This is a genomic window from Haloarchaeobius ordinarius, assembly GCF_051801355.1.
In the GTDB taxonomy this organism is placed as follows: domain Archaea; phylum Halobacteriota; class Halobacteria; order Halobacteriales; family Natrialbaceae; genus Haloarchaeobius.
The window spans coordinates 2844836-2864985 of record NZ_CP196560.1 but is presented as its reverse complement, the minus strand read 5'-3'; the positions used below and the strand labels follow the sequence as shown (position 1 = coordinate 2864985).

Annotated in this window: 21 protein-coding genes; 11 read left to right on the top strand and 10 right to left on the bottom strand. The window is 66.2% G+C overall.

What is annotated here, in order from left to right:
* Positions 1-20 precede the first annotated feature (20 nt).
* From ACSC1R_RS15000 to ACSC1R_RS14985, 4 genes are all read right to left on the bottom strand, one after another.
* Positions 21-503, bottom strand: a complete 483-nt coding sequence (locus ACSC1R_RS15000) for an RDD family protein (protein WP_439026531.1) — start codon at positions 501-503, stop codon at positions 21-23.
* A 44-nt stretch (positions 504-547) separates the two neighbouring features.
* Positions 548-1357, bottom strand: coding sequence for an alpha/beta fold hydrolase (locus ACSC1R_RS14995; RefSeq protein WP_439026530.1), 810 nt, complete (start codon positions 1355-1357; stop codon positions 548-550).
* 61 nt (positions 1358-1418) lie between these two features.
* Positions 1419-2249 (bottom strand): VOC family protein, encoded by an 831-nt coding sequence (locus ACSC1R_RS14990; RefSeq protein ID WP_439026529.1) that lies wholly within the window; start codon positions 2247-2249, stop codon positions 1419-1421.
* A 64-nt stretch (positions 2250-2313) separates the two neighbouring features.
* A complete protein-coding gene (locus ACSC1R_RS14985) occupies positions 2314-3192 on the bottom strand; it encodes an amidohydrolase family protein (RefSeq protein ID WP_439026528.1) in 879 nt (292 codons plus the stop codon).
* 125 nt (positions 3193-3317) lie between these two features.
* Here ACSC1R_RS14985 and ACSC1R_RS14980 point away from each other — a divergent pair, with 125 nt between their 5' ends.
* Complete coding sequence (locus tag ACSC1R_RS14980; protein WP_439026527.1) at positions 3318-3908, top strand: LemA family protein; 591 nt, start codon at positions 3318-3320, stop codon at positions 3906-3908.
* Complete coding sequence (locus tag ACSC1R_RS14975) at positions 3909-4670, top strand: GIDE domain-containing protein (protein ID WP_439026526.1); 762 nt, start codon at positions 3909-3911, stop codon at positions 4668-4670.
* Here the strand turns inward: ACSC1R_RS14975 and ACSC1R_RS14970 are convergent.
* The gene (locus ACSC1R_RS14970) at positions 4653-5648 is read right to left on the bottom strand and encodes a hypothetical protein (protein WP_439026525.1); all 996 of its coding nucleotides are present in this window, start codon (positions 5646-5648) and stop codon (positions 4653-4655) included. The genes ACSC1R_RS14975 and ACSC1R_RS14970 overlap by 18 nt on opposite strands.
* A 212-nt stretch (positions 5649-5860) precedes the next feature.
* On the opposite strand from ACSC1R_RS14970, the gene ACSC1R_RS14965 reads away from it, so the two are divergent.
* Both ACSC1R_RS14965 and ACSC1R_RS14960 read left to right on the top strand, forming a co-directional pair.
* Entirely contained in the window at positions 5861-6448 is a 588-nt protein-coding gene (locus ACSC1R_RS14965) for a hypothetical protein (RefSeq protein ID WP_439026524.1), read from the top strand.
* Positions 6445-8136, top strand: a complete 1692-nt coding sequence (locus ACSC1R_RS14960; protein WP_439026523.1) for an MFS transporter — start codon at positions 6445-6447, stop codon at positions 8134-8136. The genes ACSC1R_RS14965 and ACSC1R_RS14960 overlap by 4 nt, the downstream gene beginning before the upstream one ends.
* Here the strand turns inward: ACSC1R_RS14960 and ACSC1R_RS14955 are convergent.
* Positions 8096-9454 (bottom strand): metallophosphoesterase, encoded by a 1359-nt coding sequence (locus ACSC1R_RS14955; RefSeq protein WP_439026522.1) that lies wholly within the window; start codon positions 9452-9454, stop codon positions 8096-8098. The genes ACSC1R_RS14960 and ACSC1R_RS14955 overlap by 41 nt on opposite strands.
* A gap of 321 nt (positions 9455-9775) precedes the next feature.
* On the opposite strand from ACSC1R_RS14955, the gene ACSC1R_RS14950 reads away from it, so the two are divergent.
* Positions 9776-10525, top strand: coding sequence for an HdeD family acid-resistance protein (locus ACSC1R_RS14950; protein ID WP_439026521.1), 750 nt, complete (start codon positions 9776-9778; stop codon positions 10523-10525).
* A gap of 56 nt (positions 10526-10581) precedes the next feature.
* Positions 10582-11220, top strand: a complete 639-nt coding sequence (locus tag ACSC1R_RS14945; protein WP_439026520.1) for an HdeD family acid-resistance protein — start codon at positions 10582-10584, stop codon at positions 11218-11220.
* A 34-nt stretch (positions 11221-11254) separates the two neighbouring features.
* Here ACSC1R_RS14945 and ACSC1R_RS14940 read toward each other — a convergent pair whose 3' ends face one another.
* Positions 11255-11743, bottom strand: a complete 489-nt coding sequence (locus ACSC1R_RS14940; protein WP_439026519.1) for a MaoC/PaaZ C-terminal domain-containing protein — start codon at positions 11741-11743, stop codon at positions 11255-11257.
* Between the two features lie 85 nt (positions 11744-11828).
* Entirely contained in the window at positions 11829-12284 is a 456-nt protein-coding gene (locus tag ACSC1R_RS14935) for a DUF5518 domain-containing protein (RefSeq protein ID WP_439026518.1), read from the bottom strand.
* A 156-nt stretch (positions 12285-12440) separates the two neighbouring features.
* Between ACSC1R_RS14935 and ACSC1R_RS14930 the strand changes: the two genes are divergently transcribed.
* Positions 12441-13640 (top strand): thiolase domain-containing protein, encoded by a 1200-nt coding sequence (locus ACSC1R_RS14930; RefSeq protein ID WP_439026517.1) that lies wholly within the window; start codon positions 12441-12443, stop codon positions 13638-13640.
* A complete protein-coding gene (locus tag ACSC1R_RS14925) occupies positions 13640-15061 on the top strand; it encodes an OB-fold domain-containing protein (RefSeq protein WP_439026516.1) in 1422 nt (473 codons plus the stop codon). The genes ACSC1R_RS14930 and ACSC1R_RS14925 overlap by 1 nt, the downstream gene beginning before the upstream one ends.
* An 87-nt stretch (positions 15062-15148) precedes the next feature.
* Here ACSC1R_RS14925 and ACSC1R_RS14920 read toward each other — a convergent pair whose 3' ends face one another.
* Both ACSC1R_RS14920 and ACSC1R_RS14915 read right to left on the bottom strand, forming a co-directional pair.
* Complete coding sequence (locus tag ACSC1R_RS14920) at positions 15149-15955, bottom strand: sugar phosphate isomerase/epimerase family protein (protein WP_439026515.1); 807 nt, start codon at positions 15953-15955, stop codon at positions 15149-15151.
* Positions 15956-16011: 56 nt separating this feature from the next.
* Positions 16012-16467: a DUF6069 family protein gene (locus ACSC1R_RS14915; RefSeq protein WP_439026514.1), complete on the bottom strand. Its 456-nt coding sequence runs from the start codon at positions 16465-16467 to the stop codon at positions 16012-16014.
* Positions 16468-16631: 164 nt separating this feature from the next.
* On the opposite strand from ACSC1R_RS14915, the gene ACSC1R_RS14910 reads away from it, so the two are divergent.
* The 3 genes from ACSC1R_RS14910 to ACSC1R_RS14900 all read left to right on the top strand — a co-directional run bounded on the left by ACSC1R_RS14910 (position 16632) and on the right by ACSC1R_RS14900 (position 20029).
* Positions 16632-18224 carry an alkaline phosphatase PhoX gene (locus ACSC1R_RS14910; protein ID WP_439026513.1) on the top strand — a complete coding sequence of 531 codons (1593 nt, stop codon included), beginning with the start codon at positions 16632-16634 and terminating at the stop codon, positions 18222-18224.
* A 78-nt stretch (positions 18225-18302) separates the two neighbouring features.
* Positions 18303-19187, top strand: a complete 885-nt coding sequence (locus ACSC1R_RS14905) for a 3-hydroxyacyl-CoA dehydrogenase family protein (RefSeq protein ID WP_439026512.1) — start codon at positions 18303-18305, stop codon at positions 19185-19187.
* Complete coding sequence (locus ACSC1R_RS14900; protein WP_439028730.1) at positions 19184-20029, top strand: enoyl-CoA hydratase/isomerase family protein; 846 nt, start codon at positions 19184-19186, stop codon at positions 20027-20029. Before ACSC1R_RS14905 ends, ACSC1R_RS14900 begins: the two co-directional genes overlap by 4 nt.
* Positions 20030-20150 lie beyond the last annotated feature (121 nt).

The window sequence follows — 20150 nt, the reverse complement described above, 5'->3', positions numbered from 1 at the left end:
ACGGTAGCCGCCAGGCCGCCTCACTCCTCTGGAATCACGTACTCGACGCCATCGGGTTCGTCGGCCGGCACCGAGACGACGATGGTGTTCGAGAGCCGGTTGGTCAGACGGAGTTTCTCTCCCTCCATCGCTATCCAGCCGACGAGGCAGTCGATGGGCAGGAAGAACGCCTTCCCGAACGCCTGCACGGCGGCCGCGAGGAAGTCGGGATGGTCGCCGCGGCGGTCGGTCACCCGCAGGTTCAACACCTTCTTCCCCGCAGACTGCCCCCAGATTCCCTCCGAGAGCGTCCAGTAGACGAACAGTGCGAGACCGTTGGTCCCGGCGAAGGCGCTGAATCCGCCGATGGTACCGACCTGGACCGACAGCAGGGACGGCAGCGCGGCGACGTATTCGTTGAACACTTCGAGGACGACGCTGACGAGGACGACGTCGATGAGCCAGGCACCGAATCGAGTCTCCCACTTCGCGAGGTAGAGGGTCCTTTCGGGGGTTTCGTTCATACAACCAATACGACTGACGGGCTGATAAATACGGGCCTCGACTTTCAACCCGAGAGAAAGTGCCGGATGGCCCCGTCGAAGGCGGCCGGGTGCTCGATGACCGACTCGTGACCGGCCCCGCGGAGCATCGCCAGCGTTCCGTCGGGGAGCCCGGCGGCGGTCTCGCGATAGTCGTCTGCGGTGAAGAACACGTCCGCGTCGCCCCCGACGACCAGCGTCGGGCAGTCGACCGCGGACAGCAGGTTGCGGCCATCGAAGGCGAGACACGCGTCGGCAGAGACGAGGAAATCGTCGGGGGCGGTGGGGTCGAACAGCAGGTCGTAGCCGACCGAGCCGACCTGGAGGACACGGGCGAGCAAGCCGTCGGCGACGATGCCGTACGCCTCGCGATAGATGGGACCCCACTGGCCCCGCTCACCCCACTCGCGCCACCGGCGGACGATGTCGCGCCCGTTCTGGCTCAACCTCGCAGCCGAGAGTGCCAACACGGCGCGGTCGACCCGGTCGTCTCTCGCCGCGAGCGCCTGCACCAGGAACCCGCCCATCGACAGGCCCAGCACGTCGACCGGGGTCGAATCCGCGTCGAGTTCGTCGAGGACGGTCTCGTACCCGCGGGCCATCGACTGGACCGTAGCGTCCCCCGGAATCCCGTGTGGCCGGCTGACCATGTAGGCGGTGTGGGTGTCGGCGTACCGACGAAGGTAGACCGCCATGAGCCGCGGGAACCACCACGAGTCCCCGACGGTGTGAAGCGGGTCGTTCAGACCGGGAATCACGAGGAGTATTCGGGAACCGTCGCCGGTCCTGACGTAGGGGTGGGCGGCGATGGAGCCGGTCTGGACCGTGGGAAACACGTTCCGGCGTTGGGACCGGGTCGACAAAAACGGGCGGTCTCGGCCGTCCCGACAGGGTTGCTCAGTGCGCGTACTCGACGACGCCGAGTCGCCGCCGGAGTCGCGGGTGGTCGAACCACGCCACGCTGTCGTCGCCCCACCGGACCGGGTCGCAAAGCGAGAACTCGTCGGTCGCACGCTCGAGGTCGTCGGTCTCCACGAGGACGGCGCACGGGGCCGACCCGAACTCCGCCAGCCGGCCACCCAGGCGGTTCCCTTCGGGTTCCGCGAGTGCGACCGACGCGCCGGCGAACCGGTGGAGCGTCCCGCCGAAATCCGTTGCCTCGACCGTCTCCGGCTGTGGTACCCGGAACGTCCGGTCGAAGGCCTGCGCCAGCGCGACCGCGTCCTTCGTGAGCACGACGACCTCCGAGATGCCGCGGAGCGGGCCGTCCACGAGTTCGGGATGGGTCGTGACCCGGTACCGTCGCGGGGTCCGGTCCTCGATGAGGAACGGGAGCGTCGCGCCGAGGGAGTCCCCGAGGATGGCCGTCTCCCACTCGACGTGGAGGCCGTCCGGGCGCTCGCGGCCGTCGCGGTCCGGGCCGGCGACGGGCAGGCCAGTGTCCAGTCCCCGACGGAGCGACTCGCGGATGTCGTCGGACTCGATGCACCACGCGCAGGGACCGGCGTCACCCGCGATGAACTCGGGCCAACGAGACGGCGTCGCCTCGCCGGTGTTCGTGATGAGTTCGAGGTAGCTCCCGTCGGGGAAGCCCACGATGCTCATGTCGGTCGTGCCGTCGGCGTGTTCGCCACCGTACTGGGTCGGGAGGCCGACGGCGCGACAGGCAGCCTCGCCGGCGTCACGGTCGGTCCACGCGGTCGCGACGTGGTCGATTCGCATGTCCATAGCTGTAGCGCGTCGGCCAGCGGGAAAACGATTGGTGCGAATCGGTGCGGTGGCTGTGCAGAACTCAGTTCAGCCCGAGGAACTCCTCTGCGTTCTCCCACAGGATCTTGCGCTGGACCTCCTCCGGGAAGTCCAGTTCGGCGAACTGGTGGAGCCACTTCTCGGGGTCGAGCATCGGGTAGTCGGTGCCGAACATGACCTTGTCCTTCAGCAGGGTCTTCGCGTAGTGCAACACCTGGTCGTCGATGTACGCTGGCATCCACCCCGAGAGGTCCATGTAGACGTTGCCTTTCTGCTGGCAGATGGCGAGTTGTTCTTTCTCCCACGGGAACGCGGGGTGCGCGATGAGAATCTGGAGGTCGGGATGCTCGGCCGCCACGTCGTCGAGGAGCATCGGGTCACCGTACTTTATCTTCAGCCCGCGGCCACCGGGGGCACACGCGCCGAGCGTCGAGTTCCCGCCGTGGAAGACACAGGGGACGCCGAGGTCCTCGATGGTGTCCCACAGTTCGTCGTGCTCGGGGTCCGAGGGGTCGAAGCCCTGCGCGATCTGCTGGAACTTGAAGCCGACGAGGTCTAAGTCCTCTACACAGCGACGAGCCTCCTCGACGCAGTCGTCCTTCAGAGGGTCGACGCTCCCGAAGCCGACGAAGAAGTCGTCGTACTCGTCGCGGACCTCGGCGACGTACTCGTTCGGGACCGGCGGGTTACCGGTGTTGGTCTCGGCGTCCCAGCCCAGGAGGACGGCCTTCCCGATGCCGACCTCGTGGTACGCCTCTATCATCTCCTCGTAGGAGTTCGGCACCATCTCCTTTCCGAAGCGCTTTGCGGCGTCTTGCATCATCTCGCCGCCGGCGGTGAAGAGGAACTCCTCTGTCGGCTGGTGGGCGTGCGTGTCGATGATTCGCGGGTCGTCCAAATCGACGACACTCGGGAGACTCATGGCAAAACCTGCGACCGGGAGTGTGAAAAACGTCCCTGTTGTGGCGGGGCAGGTTCTTCGGTGAACCTGTTGGCTGAAAACACCGTTCAGTTTCATTATGGAGGAGGCGAATACGGCTACTATCGATGAACACGTTCGTCACTGTCATCGTCACGTTTGGCGTCGCACTCCTCGGATACAGCCTGTTCAAGTACATCGGGAGTGCGCACAACAACCTCGTCGAATCCCGGGAGCGCTGTCAGAAGACGTGGAGCGACGTGGAGGTCCTGCTCGAACGACGGGCAGAAGAGCTTGGCAACCTCGCGGACCTGACGAAACAGCACGTCTCGCACGAACAGGAGGTCCTGGAGGACGTTCTCGAAGCACGAGAGCGCGCCATCGAGGCCCAGTCGCCCGAGGAGGCCGCGGAGGCGGTGGTCGTCCTGCGGGAGTCGGCCCAGGAACTGTACGACCTCTCCAGTGAGTACCCCGAACTCGACTCCAGTGACCGGTTCGACGACCTCGCCCGGAGTATCAGGGACCTCGAGCAGCGACTCGAGAACCGCCGCGAGGAGTACAACGAGGCCGTCACCGCCTACAACAGTCGCCTGAACCGGGTCCCGGAGCGCTTCGTCGCGAACTACCGCAACTACCGCCGGCGCGAGCCGTTCGTGGCGTCGGCGGACGCACACGAGGGTGTCGACCTGAACGAGCGTCTCGACTTCGCCAGCCAGTAGATGGTCCTCGGTGTCCTCTTCTACGTCGGGGTACTGGTCGGCTCGTTCGTCTCGGTGTTCGTCGGTCTGCAGTACGTCAGCGACGGGTTCAAACGGTATCGCGAGGACCACGCCGTGACCGATACACCAGTCTCGAAACTCGATTCGGTGGCGCTCGGGACGGTCGCCGTCAGCGGAACGGTCCGACCACTCGACGACTCGACGACGGTCCCGGTCGGCGGAGAGGACTGCGTCTGCTACGACCTGACTGTGCGTGACCACACTACGACTGCGTGGTCCACAGAGTTCGACGAGCGAGAGAGTGTCCCGTTCGTCGTCGACGACGGGAACGGCCACGTCCGCGTCGACCCAGCCGCGTTCACGTTCGACCTGACCGACGACCGGACGGAGTCGTTCGAGGTGAAGAGTTACGACGAGCCCCCGGACCTCGTCGCCGAGTTCGCCGAGGAGGCCGACCTGCCGTCCCTCGGGATGTCGAAAGACCGTACGTTCGAGTACGAGTACGTCGCACCGGGTGACGAGGTGTACGTCTTCGGGCGGGCCACCATCGACGAGACGCGGGAAGACGAGGTGGCGAAACCCGTCGCCGTCGAGGGTGACGTGCGCGACGCGCTGCTGGCGAACAAGTCGCGGGACACGCTGCAGGACGAACGCAAGTTCTCGCTCGTGAAGTCCGTCGCTATCGGGGTCGTGCTCTCGACGGCCGGGCTCGCGGCGTTTCTCTGGCTCTCTGGAATCGCCCAGCTATTCCTCGGCGCCTAGCCCTTCGCTCGCGCCCTCGGCGAACCCCTGGACCAGCCCGCCGAAGATACCCGTCACGATGGCGTGTGCGACGAACCCGATGACGAGCGCGACGACCAGCCCGCCGAACGCGACCGCCGTCGAGGGCTCACCACCGGAGACCGCCGTGTACCCGTCGAGCAGCAGGACGAAGCTCGCGCCGGCGAGCACGAGGAACAGCACCGCGTTCACGACGAACCGGACCGACCGGTACGTCTTGTGGATGCTCGCCCGGACCGACCGGGGGAGTGTGGTTCCTCCGATGTTCGGCAGCTTCGCACCGATGTCTTCGACCGTGTTGTAGGCGACGCCGAGTGCGATGAGCGGGTACTCGGTCAGTCGGATGTCACCGTCCGCCCAGCGCATGGCGGTCTCGAACTCTTCGAGTGTCTGGGTCGTGACGTGCCACTCGTCCGGTTCAGGTGCGGTGTCCTCGCCGCGGAAGCGCTGGGCGCAGTCGTCGCAGAACTCGGCGGGTTTCTCATCCAGTTCGTCGAGTCCGTCGAACTCGGCCATGACGCAGTCGTCGTGCCAGTCGAACCCGAACAGCCCACCGGCGAACTGGGTCGCGAGTTTCCGCAAGCGCTCGTGGTCCTGCGCCGCGACCGACTCGCCCCCGGTGACCTCGGCAGTCGTCAGGATGGCCCTCCCGTCCTGGTCCTCGTTTCGGTAGTACATGCCGTTTCCCCGCTCGCCCGCGGTCCCCTCGATGGGCCGGTCGGTCAGCACGTACGCGAAGTCCGCGTCCGTCTGTTCTTCTAGCGTCTCGAGATGCGAGTACGGGCTGATCGGTCCCTCGACAGCGTGGTCCCCCGAGCCCGGAAGCGCACCACGTCGAGTGACCGGAACACCGAACGTCTCCTCGTAGACGCGCTCGACGACGTCGATAGCCGACGACGGCACGGAGTCGGCAGCGAACACTTCGACGGTCGGAACGTGGGGATGTGGGAATATCGACATCTTTCGTCGAATCGATGAGTGATGGCGACTATCTAAATTCTACCGGCCTGCCGGTGCAGAGAACCAGCCCCTGTGACTGCAAGCGCCGCGTGACCCGGCGCACGACTCACCGGGGACGTCTCGACAGCGTGAGACACCCGGCTGGGTGAGATGTCGATGGACCCTGAATTGACCGATTTCAGCGTTCGGCCCGTACGTACGACAGAACAATCATGTCGACAGACACGGCATCAGTCCCGGACGCAGAGACCGACGGGCAAGCAGAGACACGGCTCCGACTCGCGTTCGGCACCATCGTCGTCGGCCTCGGCGTGTTCGTGGCCACGATGCCCACGCTTGCCGGCGGACTCATCCGTCTCTGGCTCGGCGTGGTACTCGTCGCCGCGGGCATCGCGCTGGTCGCCGACGCGAAGGTCACGGACTCGCTCCGTACCGGACTCACCACGCTCGGCGAGGCCATCGGCTACATGCTCGTGGGCATCGCACTCTTGCTGGTGCCCCTCGGCCAGAGCCGGCTCGCGACCCTGTTCGCCATCCTGTACGGCGCGACCGGGCTCCTCCGCGTCGTGAGTGCAGCCTCGGAGCACGGTGCGGCCCGGCACGAGTCCCTGCTCACCGGGTTCCTGTTACTGCTCGTCGCCACGCTTCTGGTCGTCGAGTGGCCGAGCGACACGGTCTGGGCGCTCGGACTGCTGTACGGGACGGGTATCGTCGTCGTCGGACTGGCGATAGTCGTCTCCGCACTGCGCGGGACGCCGACCCCGGACCCGGGTGAGGCGGTGCTGGAGGACCACGTATGAGGGCCGCGAAATCGAAATCGACCGGTGGGCTCCGCGAGCGTGCCGCGCACTGGACGCCCCTCGCCGTGGTCTGCTCGGCGATGATAATCACCGTCATCGACACGACGATGATGACCGTCGCCATCTCGGCCATCGTCGCCGACCTCGACACCAGCGTCACGGCCGTCCAGGGTGCCATCTCGGTGTACGCGCTCGTCATGGCCGCGTTCATGATGCTCGGCGCGAAACTCGGCAACGTCTACGGCGTGCGCCGGATGTTCCGCAACGGGCTGGTCGTCTACGCCATCGGGACGGTCGTCGCGGCGTTCAGCTGGAACATCTACGCTCTCGTGCTCGGCTGGTCGGTGCTGGAGGGGCTGGGCGCGGCCATCCTGCTCCCGCTCGCGTACGCGATGCTACCCATCCTGTACACGGACCCGAAAGAACGTGCACTCGCCTTCGGCGTGCTCACCGGCGTCCTGGCCGGTGCGGCCGCCGTCGGCCCGATTATCGGCGGTGCGCTGACGACCTACTTCACGTGGCGACTCGGGTTCGCCCTCGAGGCGGTCATCGCATTGCCGACGTACTTCTTCGCAGCGCGACTCACCGAGTACCGGCCCGAGGAGGGCGCGTCGATAGACGTCGTCGGGACGGTCCTCTCCGTCGCCGGCCTCTCGACGCTCGTCGTCGGCATCCTGCTGAGTGGGCGCTACGGCTGGTGGCGTGCGCTTCGGCCGTTCTCTGTCGGTGGGGCAGAACTGGACCTGCTGGGGCTCTCGCCGACCCCGATACTCGTCGCGGCAGGGTTCTCGCTGCTCGTCGGGTTTCTCCACTGGCAACGCGCCCGGGAGCGTCGGGGAAAGACCCCGCTGGTGGCGACGAGCATCTTCGAGAACGGGGCGTACCTCGCCGGTCTCTCGACGTACTTCGTCTCGTGGATCGCACTGGGCGGGCTGCTGTTCGTCCTCCCGGTGTTCCTCCAGGGTGCCCTCGGCTACTCGGCGTTCCAGACCGGTATCGCCCTGCTCCCGTTCTCGCTCTCGGTGTTCGTCGTCTCCGTCGGCACGGCGAAACTCACCGGGAGCGTCGGTGGGAAGCGGTTGATACAGTTCGGGACCGTCCTCCTCGCACTCGGACTGGGCACACTGTTCCTGGCGACCAGCCTGACGATGACCACGTGGGAGCTGGTCGTCCCACTGCTCCTGGTGGGTTCGGGCATCGGTCTGGTACTGTCGAACATCGTGAACCTCACGCTCTCGACGGTCGAGACCGACGAGACGATGGAGGCCTCCGGGGTCAGTATGGCAGTGAACTGGCTGGGGACGTCGGTCGGTACCGCCGTCCTCGGGTCTTTCCTCCTGAGTTCGACCTACGGGAGCGTCGTCGACAGGATACTCACCAGCGCTGGCCTCACGGTGGGGACGGAACGACGGCGGGAACTCGTCGTCGCCCTGCAGGACGCGACGGAGTTCCTGACCGAGAGCGCCCGAGAAGCGTTCCTCGAAGAGGTTCCACCAGCGGTCCAGCAGGCGCTGGCCACCATCATCGAGCAGGCGATGGTACAGGGGTTCCGGAACACCGTGTTGGTCATGGGCGCGTTCGTGCTCGTACTCGCCGCCACCTCGTCGTTCCTGCCGACCGGGAAGCCCCAGGTGCCGCCGGTCGAGCCTACGCCTCCGGGGGTCGTCCCCGACCGGGCCGACGACTGACAGTGTCGGTCTCGTCGGCGACCACTCGTGGGTCGTCCGGTTCGAGGACCGTCCGCGGCGGTACCGGCGTCTCGGCCCTGTGAGTGCTCGCCAGCACCCGCTGGAGCGGGGTGAGTTCGTCAGGGGTCTCCTTGTCGATGACCTCGTAGTCGATGACCACCCGGTTCTCGGATTCGGTGATTCGGAAGTAGTTCAGGCGATACGACGGGCGGTACACCGGCGGGAGAACCCCGAACCGGACCGAAATTCGGTCGAACTGCTTCAGCCAGGTTCCGGTGTTGACGATGGCACGGCCACCGATCTTCCGCAACGAGGGACGATGCGTGTGGCCGTAGATGAACGCCACCACGTCGGGGTTCGCGGAGAACACCTCGACGGCCGCGTCGACGTAGTGGGCGTCTTCTTCCTCGACGACCGTCTCGGAGCTGAGGATGCCGAATCGCCTGAGCGTCTGCTTGACGTCGCGGCCGAGGAAGAACGCCGGAATCGCGAGCGCGACGAGCAACCCCATCACGACGAGATTGATCAGGACGACGATGTAGAAGACGTCACCGACGATGCCGAACTGCGTGAACAGGGACGGATTGGTGAAGACGTTGGTGTTCAAGAGTCCGAAGTACTCGAGCGAGGCACCTGCCAGCCAGACGAGCGTGACGTTGAACAGCAACAGGAACGGAACCGAGGCGTAGCGCAGGAACGGGCTCATCTCGCGGTAGTAGTAGTTGGATATCATCCAGTGCGGGATGTCCGCCATCGGCGTCACCGACTGGATGTCCTTGAGCCAGTTGTACTTGCCGCGCCCGGAGAGCTGCCCGGCCTTCCCCGTGATGTGGCGGTTCACGAAGTAGCCGAGCGGGTTCGCGAAGGGGTTGCCGAACTGGGGGAGGCGGTTGTTCGGGTCCTCCTGCATTCCGTGTTCGATCCAGAGTTTCTTCGAGCCGACCGGCCGGACCAGACGCAATTCGTTCTGCAGGTCGACGTTGTACTCGGCGAGTCGCTCGACGTACTCGGGATAGCCAGCGAGTTCGGCGTCGTGGTTGCCCGGGATGATGGTAATGTGGACGTTCTCGCCCGTCTTGCGGAACTGCTCGAACAGGTCCGGATGGTGCTCGACCAGGGAGTCGAGCTTCGCCAGTCCGTCGACCCTGGTGAACTCCCAGAGACCGAAGAGGTCACCGTTGATGATGAGCTCTGCGTCCTCGTCCGTCGCTTCGAGCGTCTGCAAGAACTCGATCAACTCCGCCTCGAACGCACACTCCTGGAGCTCGTCGTCACCACCGATGTGAAGGTCGCTGATGAAATAGTACACTTCGGCCATCGACGATGCACTAGGGGACCTGAAGTGATAGCAATCGTCGCGTGTCACGTGGAATGTCCCGGCAAGAGGGGAGACTAACGTGCCACAGAACCTGTTCACCGCCGGTCGAACGGGACGCTCTCGACGACTGCTGGGTTCGTTTCCCGGGCCCCGTCCGCGAGCCACCTCGTGTTCTCCTGCAGTGGACGGTCGGGTCGCTGCAGTGGTCCCGGTGCCGGACGAGAAACAGCGCTGGCGCATCGTGCCAACGCCGGAGACCACTTCGACGAATCCGAAGATTAGCTAAACGGCTCGATAGCCTATCTGAACTGGTAATACCTCATGAGTTCCGACGATTTTCGCGATGACGAGTCGACCGAAGAGACGCTGACGGAAGAGACGCTGACTGAAGAGGAGGCGACGACCGAAGAAACGGTGGAGGAGTCCGAGGTGACTGAGGAGGTGACTGCCGAGGCGTCGACAGCAGCCGCCGAGACTGTCGAGGAGATACCCACCGAGGGGGTCGGTATCGTCTCCAACTATTCGACCATGATCGGCGTCGGCGTCGTGCTGGCGATACTGGGGTTCCTCGCGATGGTGTTCCCCGTCTTCACGAGTCTCTCGCTCTCGGTCGTGTTCGGTGCGGCACTGGTCGTCGGTGCCTTCGTCCAGATCGCCCACGCCTTCTCCGCGAAGAAGTGGACGGGGTTCCTGTGGCAGACCATCCTCGCGGTAGTCTACGGTGTCGCTGGTATCCTCGTGCTCGCGAATCCGGCACTCGGCATGACCTCGCTCACGCTCTTGCTCATCGCGTACTTCTTCGCGAGCGGCGTGGTCCAGCTCGCGATGGGCCTGAAACTCCGCGGCCAGCCGAACTGGGCCTGGCTCCTCGTCAGTGGTGGCCTCGGCATCCTCGTCGGTGTCCTGCTGTTCCTCGAGCTCCCCTCCTCGGCCGCGTGGGCCGTGGGGCTCCTGTTCGGGGCGAACCTCCTGGTCTCTGGCATCTCCATGATAATGATGGCGATGGGGGCGAAGAAGGCCGTCGAGACCGGCGAGGTGGCACCCCCTGGTGCGAAACCCGGCGGCGTCTGAACGCGGCGAACAGTTCCCCGACCATCGCCGCACCGGTGCGGCCGACGTGAGATTCCATGCCGACCGAAACCACCCGACGCACACGCCAAATTTCACCAGACGACGTGAACCCAGACGACGCGAACCGTGACCTCTCCGAGAGCCGTCGAACGCTGCAGTACGTGGGCGGCTTGCTCGTCGTCCTCGGGCTGTTCGCGGTCGTCTTCCCGCTCGTGAGCAGCGTGTCACTCGCACTCTTGCTCGGGACGATACTCGTCGTCGCCGGTGCGCTCCAGGTCGCTCACGCGTTCTCGGCCAGGGACTGGCAGGGATTCGGCTGGCAGGCTCTCACAGCCGTCATCTTCACCGGACTGGGAATCCTCGTCCTCGCGAACCCGACGCTCGGATTCCTGTCCATCTGGCTCCTGCTCGTCGGGCTGTTCCTGGCCGTCGGCTTCGTCCAGCTGGTCCTCGGCCTCGCCATTCGTGGGGAACCGAACTGGCAATGGACGATACTGGCGGGCTGTGTGTCGGTGCTCGCGTCGACCCTGCTCTGGCTGGGTCTTCCGGCACCGGAACCCTGGGCTATCGGGTTCGTGTTCGGCCTGAGTCTCGCAGTGACGGGCCTCTCGCTGGTCATGCTGGCACGTGGGGCGAAAGAGCCCGCCAGAGTCGAAGAAGCGGCGAGGACCTCGGCCCGGATGGGCGGGCGGTAGTGGTGGGCCGCAGAACGTCTACGAAGACCGTCGTTCAGGGGTGTCCGGGCTTGTCGCCGTAGAAATCACGACGCTTGAACATGAACTTCATGTCTCCTTGCAGCAAAATCTCGCCGTCCTGGTTCGTCGTCTCGGCGTCGATGACCACGAGACCGGCGTCCTCGCGCGATTCGAACTCCTTGGTCTCGGTGACCTCGAACTCGGCCTGGATGGTGTCGTCGATGAACATCGGGTTCGGGACGTCCATGTAGTTCATGCCGAGGAACGCGATGACGGTGCGCTCGACGAAGCCACAGCGCTGGACCATCCCGGTCGTGAGGATGAACGTCATCGGGCCGTGACCGATGCGCTCGCCGAAGGGTCCGTCCTCCGAGTACTCGGCGTTGGTGTGGAGTTCGGTCCAGTCGTCGGCGAACATGGAGTGGAAGACGAAGTCCGACTCTGTGACGGTCCGGCCGGCGCTCTGGAACGTCATTCCCTCTTCCATGTCCTCGAAATAGTGCGGTTCGTAACTGTAGACCATGACCGACTGGTTCACCCGGTGCCCGTATAAATGGTACCCCGTCTACACGCGGGCGTTTCTGTCGGTCGTCGTGCCGTCGGCCCGCTCAGTACTGGGTCTCGTAGGCGGCCTCCTCGTAGCCGGGCTGGTTGCCGTGGCCGCGGGCGCGCTCGAAGTCGTCCTCCCAGAGCACGTGCGCGAGGAAGCCACCGGCCGCGCCGAGGCCGACGGTGTAGATCGCGCTGATGACGGCGATGATGGCGAAGACGAACAGCAGGATGATCAGGCTCGCTCCCCCGTCGCCCCCGATGGCACCGAGGAACCCGATGCCGATGAAGAAGAACCCGAGGAACGCCATCGGGATGAGCGAGATGAGGCCGGCTGCGGCACCGATTTTGAGACTCCCGTTCCGTCGGGTATCCTTCTCGAGGTAGCCCGAAACCAGTCCACCGAGGACCGGCGAGAAGGGGACGAACGACAGCACGATTGCTGCGACCCCTCCGATGACCGCGTTTATCCAGAATCCGTTCTCCGTACTGCGCTCGTCGAAATTGAGAGGCATATCGTTCAAATCTCACCCGCGAAATATAAAGATGTATACTAGTCACATGGTGGCACAGAACGAGGGTGAGTCCACGCGTAGCGGTGGCACAGAACGAGCCAGTGCCCGCGTGTAGACGGGGTGGGGTATTTCACTGGAGCGGGTGAACCCCATCGTATGCGAGACGCGTACGTCGTCGGGGCGGGCCAGTCCGACTATGGTTCGTTCCCCGACGAGAGCTACCGGTCGCTGTTCGAGACCGCCTTCGAGGCGGCGGTCGAGAGCGTCGACCACGGTATCGATGCGGACGACTTCGACGAGGCAGTCGTCGGCACACTGGGTGTCGGTGGTCGCCAACTCGGCCTCTCTGGGCCGGCGGTCACCGAACACGTCGGACTGCACGGGGTGCCGACGACGCGGGTCGAGAACGCCTGTGCGGCCTCTGGCTACGCGATGCGCCAGGCCGTCCAGGCCGTGAAGTCCGGCATGGCCGACGTGGTGCTGGCGAGCGGGGTCGAGATTATGACTGACATGTCCGGCGACGCCACGAAGTACTGGCTCGGGGTCTCCGGTGAGACCGAGTGGGAGCGCCTCTCGGGAACCACCTTCGCCGGCGTGTACGCCCAGATGGCGAGCGCCCACATGGCCGAACACGGGACCACGAAAGAACAGCTCTCCCACGTCGCCGTGAAGAACCACAGCCACGGCGCGATGAACCCCCACGCCCAGTTAGGATTCGAGTGCTCGCTGGAGGACGCGATGAACGCGCCGACCATCGCGGACCCGTTGAACCTCTATCACTGCTGTCCGACGACCGACGGGGCGGCCTGCGCCATCGTCGTCAGCGAGGACGTGGTCGACCAGTTCACCGACGAGCGAATCCGGGTGGCGGGCGTCGGCGCGGCTTCGGACCGCGTCGGGCTGTTCCAGCGCGACAGTTACACGAACGTCCCGGCGTCGAAGATGGCGGCCGAGACGGCCTACGAGATGGCCGGCATGGGCCCCGACGACGTGGACTTCGCGGAGGTCCACGACTGCTTCGCCATCGCGGAGCTGATGGCCTACGAGGACCTCGGCTTCTGCGAACCGGGCGAGGCCGGCGAACTCGTCGCCGCCGGTCGGACCGACTACGGCGGTGACGTGGTCGTGAACACCTCGGGCGGGCTCAAGTCGAAGGGCCACCCCATCGGCGCGACCGGGGCCGGACAGGTCGTCGAGGCGTTCAAACAGTTGACCAACCGGGCTGGCGAGCGACAGGTCGAGGGCGCGACCCGCGGGCTGACCCACAACGTCGGCGGGAGCGGTGGGGCGGCCGTCGTTCACGTGTTCGAGCGCGAGACCCCTGGCACCGCTGCGGACGAGGAGGTGAGCGCCTGATGACGAACGGTATCCGCGCCGTCGCGGGCTACGCCCCCCGGTTCCGAATCACGGCCGACGAGTTCGCCGAGGCGTGGGGCCGATTCGAGGCTGGCGGTATCGAGGAGAAAGCCGTCGCGGGCGCGGACGAAGACGCGCTCACGATGGCTGCCGAGGTCGCCCGTGACGCCCTGCACGCCGACGGGACTCAAGGCGAGGCGGTCTCGCACCTCGCGTTCGCGAGTTCGACGCCCCCGCTGGCCGAGGAGGACCTGACGGCTCGCCTCGGTGCGATGCTCGGCGTGCCCGAGACCGCGTCACGGCGCTCGTTCGCTGGAAGCACCCGAGCCGGCACCCAGGCCCTGCTCGACGCCATCGATTCGGACCTCGGCGACGGTATCGGCCTCGTCGTCGCCGCGGACTGCCCCCGCGGCCACCTCGACGGGTCGACCGACCACGCAGCGGGTGCAGGTGCGGCCGCCTTCGTCGTCGTGGACGACGGGCTGGCGCAGGTCGCCGACCGGGCCGAGTACGCGACGCCCTACCCGGGCACCCGCTTCCGGGAGACCGGCAGCGACCGCATCGAGGGACTCGACGTGACTACCTACGACCGGTCCGCCTTCCGCGAGGTCGTGACCGGCGCTGTCGACCAACTCGACCACGTCGACCCCGACGCGGCCGCGGTACAGTCGCCCGACGGTCGGCTCCCGTATCGCGTCGCTGGCGACCTCGGCGTCGACACCGACACCATCGCCACCTGCGCGACCGTCCACGACCTCGGCGACACCGGCGCGGCGAGCGTCCCGCTCGGGCTCGTCAAGGCACTCGCAGCCGACGACCTGCAGACGATTCTGGGCGTCGGCTTCGGGAGCGGTGCGGGCGCGGACGCGTTCGTCGTCGAGTGCGAGGCAGGCCTGCCGTGTTCGGTCCGACTCGACGGCGACGAACCCATCAGCTACGCCGAGTACCTGCGCCAGCGTGGCGAGGTCACCTCGGGGGCGCCCTCTGGCGGTGGTGCCTACGTCTCGGTCCCGTCCTGGAAGCGGAGTATCCCGCAGCGGTACCGGCTCGAAGCCGGTCGCTGTCCCGAGTGCGAGGCGCTCAACTTCCCGCCGGAGGGCGCCTGCAGCGACTGCAACACCCGGACCGAGTACGACCCGGTCGAACTGGCCGGGACGGGGACGGTCGAGGCCCTGACGACCATCTCGCAGGGCGGTGCCCCGCCGGAGTTCGCCGAACAACAATCGAAAGCCGGCGACTTCGCGGTGGCGGTGGTCGCCCTCGATGGACCGGAGGACGGGTCGGTGAGCGCGCCGGCGCAGGTGACGGATGCGGCCCCGGGCGCGCTCTCGGTCGGCGATTCGGTCGAGACGGTGATTCGCCGCATCTACACGCAAGAGGGTGTGACGAGGTACGGATTCAAGATTAGACCGCAGGGATAATCGTGAATCGCGGTTCACCTCGTGAACCGCACTTCAAGCGTAGACCGCAACCGGACTGAGTCCGCCCACGAATCCCCGTTTGCCGGTTCAGTCCTCGGACGCCGCCGCCAGTAGTTCATCGAAGTGTGTCTTCCCCTGGGCCACCCGCGAGTAGTCGTAGGTGAACACCTCGTGTGTGCAGGTCCCCGTCCAGTCTGTCTCGGTCAGGGCGGTCGCCAGGGGCTCGAAGTCCACGGTCCCGAGCCCCAGCGGGAGGTGTTCGTCGTCACTGTGGATGCGGGTATCGTTCAGGTGGAGGTGTGAGATTCGGTCGCCGTACTCGCGCAGGAGTGCTGCCTGCCCCTCGCCGTCCATTCCCGTGACGAAGGCGTGGCCCGTATCGAGACACATCGTCGCGTCTGAGTGAGTGTCCGCGAGGAAGGTCGGCAGTTCCTCGGCGTCGACCATGCCCTTCAGGTTCTCTCCGACCACCTCGAATCCACGGTCGATACCGTACTCGGTGAGTCGTCGGACCGAGTCCCGGATGCCCTCGCGAATCGGCTGCTCACCCCACCGCTCTGGTTCTGCGAGCGACCCGGCGTGCATCACACCCCTGTCTGCACCCATCTCGATGGCTGCATCGACCGCAGCCTCCAGTTCCCGGCAGGCGCCGTCGCGCACGTGTTCGTGCGGGGAGCACATGTCGAAGCGGTACGGGAGATGGACGACGAGGTCGAGGCCGTGGGCTCTTGCGGCCTCACCGACGGCCCTGGTGTCGACGTGTGTCCGGTGGAACGCCGCTTCCATGTTGAGTTCGACGAACCCGAAGCCGGACCCTGCGGCCTCGGCGAAGACGGAGCGGTATTCGGTCGGCGAGTCGACCCAGGAGACGAGGAATCCCTGCCGGAGGGACATGGGTGTCACCTTGGGAGAGAGCGTGATAAATCGGCTGGCTGGTCGCTTCCAGACCCCTACTGTGCTTCTGCCTCGGGGTCGGCGTCGACCACCACCTGATTCACCGGGAACAGCGCGACACACGCCACCGCGACGACCACGTGCATCGCCATGAGGACGACCACACCAGCAGGCGTCGCCGCGGAGTCCTCGATGAGTAGCGCGAAGTCGGGGATGAACGACAGCGCGAGCACGGCGACGACGATGCGGGTGAACGTCCGCCCGGGGTTCTCCACGCGACGCGTGAGCGCCCAGTAGACCACTGCTGCGCCCACGGCACCGACCGTCGTCAGGAACAGGACGGGCGGGTACGCCAGTGCCCGGAAACCGGGCGCGACCGACAGTGACTGGGCGATGGCGAGCAGAATCGCGTTGCCGACCAGTGACAGGACGACGACGAGCACGACGCGAACGGGGAAGTCGTACGCGGCGGCGGAACGGCGGACGGCGGTGAGGGCGAAGTCGAGACGCATGAGGGGAAGTACGCGTTCTGCCACGATAACTGGACGTACCAGTCGGGTCGCTAACTTCTGTGGTACGGCGTTCCTCGACGTTTCCGGGTAGTCGCAGCGTTCCGGGGTGGTGATTGGGTCGCCGCGAGGTAATCACCCCTGCGTGCCTACGTCACTCACACAACATGGGCCGCGAACTCACGCGCCGACAGAGCCTCGGTCTGTTGGGTGCGGGTGCGGTCGCGCTGGGGGCCGGTGGGCGAGCCATCGGCGACCAGTTGACGCGCCGCGACTGTGCGACAGGGCCGGTCACCCGAGTGGCCACCACGGTCCTCGGTGCGGAGTTCACCGGCCTGTTCCTCACCGACGACGGGACGCTCTTCTGTAACGTCGCTCACCCCGCGGAGACGAACGACCCGCCCTACGACTGTGCTGGCGTCGGCGTGTTCGAGGGCGTGGACGTGTCGGCACTCCCCGAGACGGTGGATGCACTCACCTATCCCTGGACGCGATACGGGAAGCGGACCTTCCGCTCGTGCATCGGGTCGCACCGCGTGCTCGTCCACGGCGGGGACGAGACGTCGAGTGGTGAGGGGCTCGGAATCACCTACGCCACAGACGGCACGGCCCTGACGGACGCCAGTAAACCTGATTTCAATGGGTTCGTCCCGTTCCCCGACGACCGGACCCAGGGCTACCTGTACACGGCGTGGGAGCACATCCCCGCCGCGGTCAGCCGGTTGCACCTTCGAAAGTCCGCCGAGGGCTGGGCCGTCCTCGGCGGCGAGAACCTCGACCTCCGGCCGCTCGAAGGCCTGTGGAACACCTGCTTCGGGACCGTCTCACCGTGGGGGACGCCCTTGCTCGCCGAAGAGTACGAGCCACCGGCGGGCAACTGGTACGCGGAGGTGACCTGGCGGGACTCTCACCTGGCGGTCGAGAAGTACCTGGGCCGCCCCGGCAACCCGTACCGGTACGGCTGGATCGTCGAAGTGACCGACCCGCTCGCCCGGACACCCGCCCTGCAGCGGCGGTTCGCACTCGGGCGGTTCTCCCACGAGAACGCGGTGGTCATGCCCGACCAGCGAACCGTCTACCAGAGCGACGACGGGGCGGGCGGGGTGTTGTTCAAGTTCGTCGCCGACAGGGCTGGTGACCTCTCGGCGGGGACGTTGTTCGCCGCGAAACTCACACAGGACCCGGGGACGGACCCGGCGAGCGTCGGGTTCGGCGTCGAGTGGCTCGAACTGGCACACGGGACCGACACCGAGATAGCGTCCTGGGTGGCCGAGTACGACGGACAGCGCGCGGGCGGCCAGTACGTCACACCCCGCGATGTGGGGACGTGGGCGGTCGGGAAGGCGACCGACGACCGCGCCGCGTTCCTCGAAGCACGCCGGGCCGCGACCGCCCTCGGGGCGACCGCCGAGTGGAACAAGATGGAGGGCATCAACGTCCGGCCGAACGCCGAAGCGGGCGATTACCTCTACATCGCCGTCTCGGCGGTCCAGGGGACGATGCTCCGGACACCCGAGGGTGAGGCCGATTCGCAGTCCCGGGACGGCATCGTGCTCGACCAGCACCCCTACGGCGTGCTGTATCGTGCCCGTCTCGATTCCGACTTCGACGTCTCTCGAATCGAACCCGCCGCGGTCGGGTCGCGGACCACCTTCTGGGGCCCCGACAACGTCGTCGTCCTGCCCGACGGGCGCGTCCTCGTCGGTGAGGACGGTCCCCACGCGCCGAACCAGCTCTGGCTGTACGACCCCGACAGCTGATACCGTTTCTCGTACCGGTACACACGTTCCGCTGCCGAAGCGGCAACGTTTACGACGCTCGCCCGAGCGGTATCACTCATGAACGTCTGTGTACTCGGAGCAGGCACGATGGGCCACGGAATCACCCAGGTCTGTGCCATGGCCGGCCACGAGGTCACGATGCGAGACATCGAACAGGAGTACGTCGAGAACGGGCTCGACGGCATCCGCGGCAACCTCCAGGGGGGCGTCGACCGCGGGAAGGTGACGGAGGCTGAGATGGCCGAGACGCTCGCGCGCATCGACACCGCAGTCGACCTCGACGACGCGGTGCCCGGCGCCGACATCGTCATCGAGGCGGTCCCCGAGCGGATGGACCTGAAAAAGCAGACCTTCGAGGACGTGGAGGCGCTCGCCGACGAGGACACCGTCATCGCCTCGAACACGTCCTCGCTCTCGGTCACCGAGATAGCCAGCGCGCTCGACCGCGACGAGCGTGCCGTCGGACTCCACTTCTTCAACCCGGTCCACATCATGCAACTTGTCGAAATCGTCGTGCCGGAACAGGCCAGCGAGGAGACCGTCGCGTTCGCCGAAGAGTTCGTCGACGGCATCGACCGCGAACCGGTGACGGTCCGCGACTCGGCCGGCTTCGCGTCCTCGCGGCTCGGCGTCTCCCTCGGCGTGGAGGCCATCCGGATGCTGGAGGAAGGAGTCGCCTCGCCCCAGGACATCGACACCGCGATGGAACTCGGCTACAATCACCCGATGGGTCCCATCGAACTCGGCGACGTGGTCGGGCTCGACGTGCGTCTCGACATCCTCGAGTACCTGCGCGAGGAACTCGGCGAGCGCTTCCGGCCGCCGCAGTTGCTCAAACAGAAGGTCCGTGCCGGCAAGCTCGGCAAGAAGACCGGCGAGGGCTTTTACGTCTGGGAGGACGGCGAAATCGTGGGCACGAGCGGCGACTGGGGTGACGACTGATGGGCGAGGAGACGTCCGACTCCACCGCCGATGACGTACTCGCCACCGCCGACAAGTGCGACCTGGTGAACGTCACCGTCGGCGACCACGCCGAGGGCGTCGCGACCGTCGTTTTGAACCGGCCAGATGCCCGGAACGCGCTGAACGCCCAGCTCCGCCGGGAACTCAAGACCGTACTCGACGCCGTCGAAGCCGACGCCGCGGTTCGGGTGGTCGTTCTGACCGGCTCCGACGAGTCGAGTTCGTTCGTCGCGGGTGCGGACGTGACGGAACTGCGCGAGCGCGACGCCATCGAACAGCGCGATGCCTCGAAACGACCGCGCGTGTACGAGTACGTCGACGATCTGGAGAAGCCCGTCATCGCCCGCATCAACGGCCACTGCCTCGGTGGCGGCTCCGAACTCGCGCTCGGGTGTGACGTCCGCATCGCCCAGGAGGGGGCGAAACTCGGCCAACCAGAGATAAACCTCGGCATCATGCCCGGTGGCGGCGCGACCCAGCGCCTCCCTCGGCTCGTGGGCGAGGGCCAGGCGATGCGACTCGTCCTCTCTGGCGAACTCATCGACGCCGACGAGGCGAACGACATCGGCCTCGTCGACGAGGTGTACCCACCCGAGGACCTCGACGAGCGCGTGTACGACCTGGCGGGCAAGATGGCGTCGAAGTCGCCACTCGCACTGGAGATCGCCAAGAAGTCTGTGAAGGCCGGTTCCCGTATGGGTCTGGATGAAGGCATCGAGTACGAGGCCGAACTGTTCGCGCTCCTGTTCGCCAACGAGGACAAGAACGAGGGCATCGACGCCTTCTTCGAGGACCGCGAACCGGAGTGGCAACCGCGGTGAACCGGTGACCGCGGAGGACCGGCTGTTCCGCGATAACGCGGTGACGACACGGTGGTGACGCCCACGACCCGCGACACGGCCACCGCGTTCGTGTGATTCATTTGAACAGTTCAGCGACGCT